At 70.6% G+C, this 8,855-nt stretch carries 9 protein-coding genes; 8 read left to right on the forward strand and 1 reads right to left on the reverse strand.

The genetic code is table 11. The features are described 5' to 3' along the window. Positions 1 to 247: 247 nt before the first annotated feature. The gene (locus VFL64_RS08205) at positions 248 to 2,077 is read right to left on the reverse strand and encodes a sensor histidine kinase (RefSeq protein ID WP_489539887.1); all 1,830 of its coding nucleotides are present in this window, start codon (positions 2,075 to 2,077) and stop codon (positions 248 to 250) included. 170 nt (positions 2,078 to 2,247) lie between these two features. Between VFL64_RS08205 and VFL64_RS08210 the strand changes: the two genes are divergently transcribed. The 8 genes from VFL64_RS08210 to VFL64_RS08245 all read left to right on the forward strand — a co-directional run bounded on the left by VFL64_RS08210 (position 2,248) and on the right by VFL64_RS08245 (position 8,771). After that, entirely contained in the window at positions 2,248 to 2,865 is a 618-nt protein-coding gene (locus tag VFL64_RS08210; protein ID WP_489539888.1) for a TetR/AcrR family transcriptional regulator, read from the forward strand. Positions 2,866 to 2,938: 73 nt separating this feature from the next. Then, the gene (locus tag VFL64_RS08215) at positions 2,939 to 3,061 is read left to right on the forward strand and encodes a hypothetical protein (protein WP_489539889.1); all 123 of its coding nucleotides are present in this window, start codon (positions 2,939 to 2,941) and stop codon (positions 3,059 to 3,061) included. Beyond that, positions 3,061 to 3,975, forward strand: coding sequence for an alpha/beta hydrolase (locus VFL64_RS08220; protein ID WP_489539890.1), 915 nt, complete (start codon positions 3,061 to 3,063; stop codon positions 3,973 to 3,975). The genes VFL64_RS08215 and VFL64_RS08220 overlap by 1 nt, the downstream gene beginning before the upstream one ends. A 185-nt stretch (positions 3,976 to 4,160) precedes the next feature. After that, positions 4,161 to 4,406 carry a hypothetical protein gene (locus tag VFL64_RS08225; RefSeq protein WP_489539891.1) on the forward strand — a complete coding sequence of 82 codons (246 nt, stop codon included), beginning with the start codon at positions 4,161 to 4,163 and terminating at the stop codon, positions 4,404 to 4,406. 12 nt (positions 4,407 to 4,418) lie between these two features. Next, positions 4,419 to 4,604, forward strand: coding sequence for a hypothetical protein (locus VFL64_RS08230; RefSeq protein WP_489539892.1), 186 nt, complete (start codon positions 4,419 to 4,421; stop codon positions 4,602 to 4,604). A 354-nt stretch (positions 4,605 to 4,958) separates the two neighbouring features. Beyond that, positions 4,959 to 6,269 carry a solute carrier family 23 protein gene (locus VFL64_RS08235; RefSeq protein WP_489539895.1) on the forward strand — a complete coding sequence of 437 codons (1,311 nt, stop codon included), beginning with the start codon at positions 4,959 to 4,961 and terminating at the stop codon, positions 6,267 to 6,269. 109 nt (positions 6,270 to 6,378) lie between these two features. Beyond that, a complete protein-coding gene (locus tag VFL64_RS08240; protein ID WP_489539893.1) occupies positions 6,379 to 7,920 on the forward strand; it encodes a class I adenylate-forming enzyme family protein in 1,542 nt (513 codons plus the stop codon). 38 nt (positions 7,921 to 7,958) lie between these two features. Further along, complete coding sequence (locus VFL64_RS08245) at positions 7,959 to 8,771, forward strand: 3-hydroxybutyrate dehydrogenase (protein ID WP_489539894.1); 813 nt, start codon at positions 7,959 to 7,961, stop codon at positions 8,769 to 8,771. The last annotated feature ends 84 nt before the right edge of the window (positions 8,772 to 8,855 follow it).

Consider the following 8,855-nt stretch of genomic DNA (forward strand, 5'->3'; position numbering starts at 1 on the left):
GGTGCGCTTCATGGCCGACGAGGTGCTGGTGATGAAGGACGGCGAGGTGGTCGAGCAGGCCAGCGTCGAGCAGATCCTCGATGCGCCACAGCAGGAGTACACGCGGCGGCTGCTTGGGGCAATTCCGCGCGGGTACCAGCCGGCGCTGGCCTGACGGCGCGTCACCCCGGCTAACGCCGGGGCCCACCGCAACGCAGTGCACAAGGCACGCATGGATCCCGGCGTTCGCCGGGATGACAGCTGCGCGTCATACCGCCGGGGTCGCGCGCAGCTTCACGACCATCCGGGTGCCCACCCCCTCGGTGCTGTGCACCGACAGGCTGCCGCCCATGCGCTTGACCAGCTGCTGGGTGATCACCAGCCCGAGGCCACTGCCCTGCACCTTGGAGAACTCGGCCCCCAGGCGGTTGAAGGGCTGGAACATCTGCTCGATCTGCGCGGCGCTCAACCCCTTGCCGGTGTCGCGCACGGTGATGAGCACGGCGTCGCCCTCGCGCGCGCACGAGACCTGCACCTCGCCGCCGCTGCGGTTGTACTTGATGGCGTTGGAGAGCAGGTTGACGAACACCTGGCCCAGCCGGCGTGGCTCGGCCTGAACGCACACGTCGTGGGCCGGCAGGTCGGCGCCGAGGGTGATCTGTTGCGCATGCGCCATCGGCTCGATCTGGTTCAGGCTCGCCTGCAGCACCGGCGCCAGCATCACCGGCTGGGTGTCGATCGGCACGGTGCTGTCGTCGACGCTGCCGAGGTCGAGGATGTCGTTGATCAAGGCCAGCAGGCTGCGCCCCGCGTCGAGCACGTGCTGGGTGCGCTGCTGCTGGGTGCGCGTGAGCGGCTCGGCCGGGTCGCTCTGCATCAGCTCGGTGAAGCCCAGCACGGCATTGAGCGGCGTGCGCAGCTCGTGGCTCACGCGCGAGAGGAACTCGCCCTTGGCCCGGTAGGCGCGCTCGGCCGCCTCTTTCTCGAGCCGCAGCTGGGCGGCGCGCATCGCGTCGCTCACGTCGCGCAGGATGCCCACCATGTGCATGCCGGCGTCGGCTTCGGTGCTGCGCACGGTGGCAATGGCTTCGAGCTGGCGCACGGTGCCGTCGGGCGTGACGATGCGGTAGCGCATGGTCACCGGCGCCGGGTGGGCGATCGACTGGCTCATCGCGGCGCGCACGCGGGCGGCGTCTTCGGGGTGCACCGTGTCGCGCGTGAGCAGCGCGGCGTCGACCTCGGTGCTCTCGGGCTTGAGGCCGTAGAACGCGGCGGCGCGCGCGTCGAGGGTGACGTTGCCGCTGCGCAGGTTCCAGTCGAAGAGGCCGATGCCGGCCGCACCCGCAGCCAGCGCCCAGCGATCGTTGCTCTCGTGCAGGGCCATCTCGATGCGCGCCTGCTGGCGCAGCATGTGGGCCGTGAGGAACACGCCGCCGGCGGTCAGGGCGGCGGCCAGCACCAGCGTGATCGCCAGCACGAGGTGACGCGCCGTGCGCGAAGCCTGGCCCAGCGTGGCCGAGAAGCGCTGCTCCAGCACCGTGAGGCGTTCGTTCACCGCCGGCAGGCGGCCCACCAGCGCCTGCAGCTCGGGTGAGTGCGCCGGCTCGCCGGACTCGATGCGCCGGTGGATCGCCTGGCCCAGTTCGGCCAACTGGGCGAGCTGGCCATCGGCCTCGGCCCAGATGGCGATGGCGTTGGCCATGAACTCGACGTGGCGAAAGCGCAGGAAGAGCTGGACCATGCCGTCGAGGTCGTCCGGGTGGTTGCCGCCTTCGAGGAAACCCTGGCGCGCCGCATTGATGTCGGGCGGGCGGCGCTCCAACGCCAGGCGGGCCTGGCGGTCGCCCAGCGGCACCACCAGCGCGTTCTGGAAGCGCAGGTAGTCGAGCGGGTCGCGCGAGGCGAGGTAGCGGCCGAGCTGGTAGACGGCGTCTTTCTGGCCCTTGGACCACAGGCTTTCGCCGCCCACGTAGGCGCGCGCGGCCGAGAGGATGTCTGCACTGGCCACCACCAGGCCGGCGAGCATCGCCACGACCACCAGAAAGGGCGCGATCACCAGCCAGCGGATGCGCCCGCGAACCAGAGCCTTGCGAAGCACTGTTCCTCCCTCGCGCCAGTGTGTCGGCAGGTGTACCACGACACCCCGCGCCAACCAATGGCGACACCACGCAACGGCCATGCAGCCACGTGCGTTGCGTCACGCCAAGCCCAAACCCCTGCTGCCGGCATTGGCTTGACACTTCGCACGATCGTGCGACACTGTGCGCCATGGAGACCAAGACCGAACGCAGCGAACTCACCCTCGCCGCCATCCTCGACGCCTCGCTGGCCATGGCCGCCGCCGACGGGCTGGACAGCCTGACCATCGGCGAGGTGGCCAAGCGCCTGGGCCTGTCGAAGAGCGGCGTGTTCTCGCGCATCGGCTCTCGCGAGGCGCTGCAGGCCGCCGTCATCGAGGAATACGGCCGCCGCTTCCTGCAAGACGTCTTCACCCCCGCCATGCAGGAGCCGCGCGGCCTGCCGCGGCTCAACGCCATCATGCGGCTGTGGCTGCAGCGCGCGCGCGACGTCGAGATCCGCAGCGGCTGCCTCTACTGCGCCGGCTCCTTCGAGTTCGACGACCGCGAGGGCCCGCTGCGCGAGTTGCTGCTGACGCACGTGCAGCGCTGGCGCTCGGCCCTGCGGCGCACCGTGCTGCAGGCCATCGAGGCCGGCCACCTGCGCGACGACACCGATGCCGACCAGGTGGTGTTCGAGCTCGACGGCCTGTTCGTCGCCCTGATGCGCGAGGCCCGCTTCCTGCGCGACCCGCGCGCCGCCGACCGCACCTGGGCCGCCTACGAGCGGCTGGTCGGCTCGCTGCAACCCGTTCCCTCCCCGCGTTAGTCACCGCCATGAGCCCTGATCGACGCATTCTTTGGCCCTACTTCGCACGATCGTGCGACACAAGGAGATTCACATGCTGATCGCTCTGCTTCTCGCGCTCGGTGTGGGCGTGCTCGCCCCCGCCGTCTGGTTCGTCGCCTCGCTGTGGTCCACCATCCCGCGCAGCAACGCCGACTTCCAGTGGCTGGACCTGTGATGAGCAGCCCCACCCCCGCGGCCAACCCGGCCAACGCCTTCTTCGCCGGCGGCCTGGCACGCGGCCTGGGCCTCGCACTGCGCCTGTCGCAACGCGTGGCGCCGGCCGTGGCCACGCGCGTCGCCCTGCGCCTGTTCTTCACCCCGCTGCCACTCAGGCTGGCCGCGCGCCGGCGGGCCGTGCCGGCGCCCTGGCGCGTGGAGCACTGGCCGTTCGAGCAGGGCACGCTCGCGGTGTACCGGCGCGAGGGCGTCGACGCCGCCACCCGCCCCACGGTGCTGCTGGCCCACGGCTGGGCCGGCGACGCGATGCAGATGCTGACCCTGGCCGACGCGGTGGCGCAGGCCGGGCTCAACCCGGTGCTGCTCGACTTCCCGGCCCACGGCCGCAGCCCCGGCTGGCGCGCCACGCTGCCGCAGTTCTCGCGCGCGCTGTGGGCCGCCTCGTCGCGGCTCGGGCCGCTGCATGCGGTGGTGGCGCATTCGCTGGGCGCGGTGGCAGCGGCCCACGCCACGGCCAACGGCCTGCCGGTGCAACGCCTGGCCTTGCTCGCGCCTTCGCCACCGCCGGCGCAGTTTCTTGGCTGGTTCGGGCGCAGCCTGGGCCTGGGCGAGGGCATCTCCCAGCGCATGGGCACGGCGATCGAGCGCGTGGAAGGCGTGCCGCTCGGGCGCTTCGAGCCGGCTTGGCTGGGGCCGCGGCTCGCGCTGCCGACGCTCGTCGTGCGCGACGAGGACGACCGCATCTCGCCCCCCGTGGTCGGCCAGCGCCTGGCCCAGGCGATTGCTGCAGCGCAACTCGTCACCACCCGCGGCCTGGGCCACCGGCGCATGCTGGCCGACGCGAACGTGGCCGCCGCCGTCGCCCGCCACCTGCTGGACGAGGGCGAGCGACCAAACCGGTCAGAGATGTAACTCCGCACTTACGGGCCGGTCATAAAACGACCGTCCGAACACCGAAAAGGCGGCGTTTTTTGTCTGTGGGCCCGTTCGCAGGGGCCTGCACGCACTGGCACAGAAGCTGCGAAATGGCACGCACCAACCCGCCACACCGGCCACCAGCCACTCGAGCGGGAGACATCACACAAGGACGTCGTGCCATGCCGTTGTTCCATCGCTCTGGTTCCCAAGCTTCCACCGCCCAGCGCCGCGTGCGACCGGCGAGCCCCAGCTGCCGCGGCGGCGCCTCCTCGATGCTGCGCCTGGCCCAACCGGCCTCGCCGCGCCAAGGCAACCTGACGAGCTGGCTCAGCCGTGCCGCCAGCGTGCTGGCCCCGCCGGCCGCCCAGGCCCTGGCCGTGCGTCCTTCCGAATTCGCCCCCAGCCGCTGGCTGGTCGGCCACTGACGCCGCGCTGCCATGAACGCGCCTGTCATGCCCAAGGCGGTGCCCCGCGTCGAACGGCTCACGCCGTCTGCGCCGGCCCGCGACTCCGGCTGGGCCACGCTGCCCGCCGACCGTTCTTTCAAGGTACTGCAGCCCAGCCGCATGCCTTCGCAGCTGTCGTTGTTCCCGCCGGGCCTCTCGACCCGCAACGGCCGCTGATTGTTCTTGTTGTTGTACCGACCGGTTTCCAGACGCATGTGACGTCCACAGGGAAGCGGGCACACCGGGGTGGATGAGAGCGAGCTCCCGGCCTCTGTCCCGCTTCCCTTCTTTTTTCTGGTCACGTGTGCCCCTCGTCCGATGAGTACATCGGCCGATCCCCCAAGGGGATCCGGGCCGGCTTGGGAGCGGCCCGGCGCTCGGCCCGGCCCGCTGCTCACCACTCCTTACTTTGCTCGTCATCCCGCATGACGAGCCCATGGCCGGCTCCTACACTGCCTCGCGTCATCAAAACGAGAGGAGCGAGTTGTGAGCCTATTCCCCGAATGGCGCGTCAAGCGCCCCGTGCCCGGCATGGTCGTCGCGCCCGACGAGCGCCTGCCCTGGCCGCAGACCTTCGCGATGGGCGTGCAGCACGTGATCGCGATGTTCGGTGCCACCGTGCTGGCGCCGCTGCTGATGGGCTTCGACCCCAACGTGGCCATCCTGATGAGCGGCGTGGGCACGCTGATCTTCTTCTTCGTCGTGGGCGGCCAGGTGCCGAGCTACCTCGGCTCGAGCTTCGCCTTCATCGGCGTGGTGATCGCCGCCAGCGGCTACGGCGGGCAGGGGCCCAACACCAACCTCGGCGTGGCACTCGGCGGCATCATCGCCTGCGGCGTGCTCTACACGCTGATCGGCGTGGTGGTGCACTACACCAACGTGCGCAGCTTCCGCTCCAGCAGCATCGCCGGGCTGGAGGTGGAAGAGATCGAGCAGGGCGCCGCGGTGAGCTGGATCGAGCGCCTGATGCCGCCGGTGGTCACCGGTGCGGTGGTGGCCGTGATCGGCCTCAACCTCGCCAGCGTGCCGATCAAGAACATGGCGCCCACCGGCTTCGACGCCTGGATGCAGGCGGTGACCTTCCTCAGCGTCGCGCTGGTCGCGGTGTACACGCGCGGCATGGTGCAGCGCCTCTTGATCCTGGTCGGCCTGATCGCCGCCAGCATCGTCTACGGCGTGCTCACCAACGGCATGGGCCTGGGCAAGCCGATCGACTTCACGGCCGTGATGAACGCGCCGCTGTTCGGCCTGCCGCGCTTCACCGCGCCGGTGTTCGACGGCAGCGCCATGCTGCTGATCGCACCCGTCGCTCTGATCCTGGTGGCCGAGAACCTGGGCCACCTGAAGGCGGTGGGCGCGATGACCGGGCGCGACCTCAACCCCTACATGGGCCGCGCCTTCATCGGTGACGGCATCGCCACCGTGGTGAGCGGCGCCACTGGCGGCACCGGCGTCACCACCTACGCCGAGAACATCGGCGTGATGGCCGCCAGCAAGATCTACTCGACGGCGATGTTCGTGGTGGCCGCGGTGATCGCCATCGTGCTCGGCTTCAGCCCCAAGTTCGGCGCGCTGATCCAGACCATCCCGCTGGCGGTGATGGGCGGCGTGAGCATCGTGGTGTTCGGCCTCATCGCCGTGGCCGGCGCCAAGATCTGGGTCGACAACCGCGTCGACTTCTCCGACAACACCAACCTCATCGTGGCCGCCATCACGCTGATCCTCGGCACCGGCGACTTCACGCTCAAGTTCGGCGGCTGGGCGCTGGGCGGCATCGGCACCGCCACCTTCGGTGCGATCGCGCTGCACGCCTTGCTGCGGCGAGGCAAGACCCAGGGCTAACCCTGATGTAGTTGCGCGCCTTGCCGCGGGCGCAGCGTGACTCTTAACCTCGCAGGTTCAGGAGTCCGCACATGTTGTCGTTTGAACCGTCATCCCCCGGGGCCAGGCCATGAACCTGGCCCATCTGCTGCTGCGCAGCGCGCGCACCGCGGGCAGCCACCCCGCCGTCTACCTCGGCACCGAGCTGCTCTTCGACTACGCCGGCTTCGCGCAGCGCGCGAGCCGGCTGGCGCGTTCGCTCACCGAGCAGCACCGCCTGCAGCCCGGCGACCGCGTGGGCATCTTCATGAGCAACCACCCCGCGGTGCTGGAGATCTTCTTCGGCTGCTGGTGGGCCGGGCTGGTGGTGGTGCCGATCAACCCCAAGCTGCACCCGCGCGAGGCCGACTACATCCTGGCGCACAGCCAGGCGGCGCTCGCCTTCACCACCGCCGACATCGGGCCTGCACTCGCTGCGCTCGACGCCCCGGAGGCCGCGCTGCGCGAGCTGGTGTTCGTCGAGCAGCCGGCGTACGAGGCCTTGCTGCAGGCCGAGCCGCTGGCCGCGCCGGTGGAGCGCCGCGGCGACGACCTGGCCTGGCTCTTCTACACCTCGGGCACCACCGGCCGGCCCAAGGGCGTGATGATCACCCACCGCAACCTGCTGACGATGTCGCTGTGCTACTTCAGCGACGTCGACACCGTGCACCCCGACGACGCCGCACTCTACGCCGCGCCGATGTCGCACGGCGCCGGCCTCTACTGCGTGCCCCACGTGCTCGCCGGCGCGCGCCACGTGGTGCCGCGCTCGGGCGGCTTCGACGCGGCCGAGGTGCTCGCGCTCGGGCGCCACTTCGGCAGCGTCTCGATGTTGGCCGCACCGACCATCGTGCGCCGCCTGGTCGACCAGGCGGTGGCCAGCGGTGAAGACGGCCGAGGCCTGAAGACCATCGTCTACGGCGGCGGCCCGATGTACGTGGAAGACATCCAGCGCGCGCTGCGCGTGATGGGCCCGCGCTTCGTGCAGATCTATGGCCAGGGCGAAAGCCCGATGACCATCACCGCGCTGTCGCGCCAACAGCTGGCGGACACGCAGCACCCGCGCCACCTTGCGCGCCTGGGCTCGGTGGGCGTGGCGCAATCGGCGGTCGAGGTGCGCGTGACCGACGCGCAAGGCAAGGAGCTGCCCTGCGGCGAGACCGGCGAGATCCTGGTGCGCGGCGACAGCGTGATGGCCGGCTACTGGCGCGACGAAGCAGCCACCGCCAAGACCTTGCGCGACGGCTGGCTCTTCACCGGCGACATGGGCAGCCTCGACGCCGACGGCTTCCTCACGCTGCGCGACCGCTCCAAGGACGTGATCATCAGCGGCGGCTCCAACATCTACCCGCGCGAAGTGGAAGAGGCGCTGCTGCACCACCCCGGCGTGGCCGAGGTGTCGGTCATCGGCCGGCCCGACAGCGATTGGGGCGAGGTGGTGGTGGCCTTCGTCGTCGCCAGCCCCGGCGCCGAGCTGGAGCCGCTGATGCTCGATGCGGTGTGCCGCGATCACATCGCCCGCTTCAAGCGCCCCAAGGAATACCACCTCGTCGACGCCCTGCCCAAGAACCACTACGGCAAGGTGCTCAAGACCGAACTGCGCGCCCGGCTGGCGACCGGACTGTTGCGCTGACTCCTCCATCCATCCATTCACCGACTCGACAGCACCCCATGAGCACTGCTTCTCTCCACGGCCGCACGGCCCTCGTCACCGGCTCGGCGCAAGGCATCGGCCTGGCCATTGCCACCCGGCTCGCTCAAGACGGCGCCCGCATCGTGCTGCACGACGTGGCCGCTCCCGAACAGGTGCAGGAGGCGCTGGCCCGCGTGCGCGCAGCCGGCGCACCCAACGCGACCTACCTGCGGCGCGACCTGGGCCGCCCCGAAGAGATCGACGCCCTGATGGCCGAGGCGCTGGCCTGGCAGGGCGGCCTCGACATCGTGGTCAACAACGCGGGCATCCAGCACACCGCGCTCCTGGTCGACATGCCGCCGGAACGCTGGGACGCCATCCTCGCCATCAACCTGTCGGCCGCCTTCCACACCATGCGCCTGGCCCTGCCCGGCATGCTGGCGCGCGGCTACGGCCGCATCGTCAACATCGCCTCGGTGCACGGCATGGTGGCCTCGGCCCAGAAGGGCCCGTACGTGGCCGCCAAGTTCGGGCTGGTCGGGCTGACGCGCGTGGCCGCGCTCGAATGCGCCGCCGCCGGGTCGAGCCAGACCGGTGGCGTGACGGCCAACTGCATCGCCCCCGGCTGGACCGAGACCGCACTGATCCAGCCGCAGATCACGGCGCGCGCCCAGGCGCATGGCGGCGACCGCACCGCCGGCATCAAGGACTTGCTGCGCGAGAAGCAGCCCAGCCACCGCATGTCCGCGCCGTCGGAAATCGGCGAGGTGGCGACCATGCTGTGCCAGCCGTGGGCGCACAACATCAACGGCATCACGCTGCCGGTGGATGGGGGATGGACGGCGCAGTAGTGCGAGTGGTGTGGCGCGTGGCGTGGTGCGTCGTGTGGCTGGTGAGCGGCCGGGGGTCTGGCTGACGCACTGATGTGTCGCCAT

The organism is Rhizobacter sp., from assembly GCF_035702065.1.
GTDB lineage: Bacteria > Pseudomonadota > Gammaproteobacteria > Burkholderiales > Burkholderiaceae_C > Rhizobacter.

What these genes read in the sequence shown, in the direction of transcription:
- VFL64_RS08210 (WP_489539888.1), top strand. Translation starts at nt 2,248, where the DNA reads ATGGAGACCAAGACCGAACGCAGCGAACTCACCCTCGCCGCCATCCTC.
- VFL64_RS08215 (WP_489539889.1), top strand. Translation starts at nt 2,939, where the DNA reads ATGCTGATCGCTCTGCTTCTCGCGCTCGGTGTGGGCGTGCTCGCCCCC.
- VFL64_RS08220 (WP_489539890.1), top strand. Translation starts at nt 3,061, where the DNA reads ATGAGCAGCCCCACCCCCGCGGCCAACCCGGCCAACGCCTTCTTCGCC.
- VFL64_RS08225 (WP_489539891.1), top strand. Translation starts at nt 4,161, where the DNA reads ATGCCGTTGTTCCATCGCTCTGGTTCCCAAGCTTCCACCGCCCAGCGC.
- VFL64_RS08230 (WP_489539892.1), top strand. Translation starts at nt 4,419, where the DNA reads ATGAACGCGCCTGTCATGCCCAAGGCGGTGCCCCGCGTCGAACGGCTC.
- VFL64_RS08235 (WP_489539895.1), top strand. Translation starts at nt 4,959, where the DNA reads ATGGTCGTCGCGCCCGACGAGCGCCTGCCCTGGCCGCAGACCTTCGCG.
- VFL64_RS08240 (WP_489539893.1), top strand. Translation starts at nt 6,379, where the DNA reads ATGAACCTGGCCCATCTGCTGCTGCGCAGCGCGCGCACCGCGGGCAGC.
- VFL64_RS08245 (WP_489539894.1), top strand. Translation starts at nt 7,959, where the DNA reads ATGAGCACTGCTTCTCTCCACGGCCGCACGGCCCTCGTCACCGGCTCG.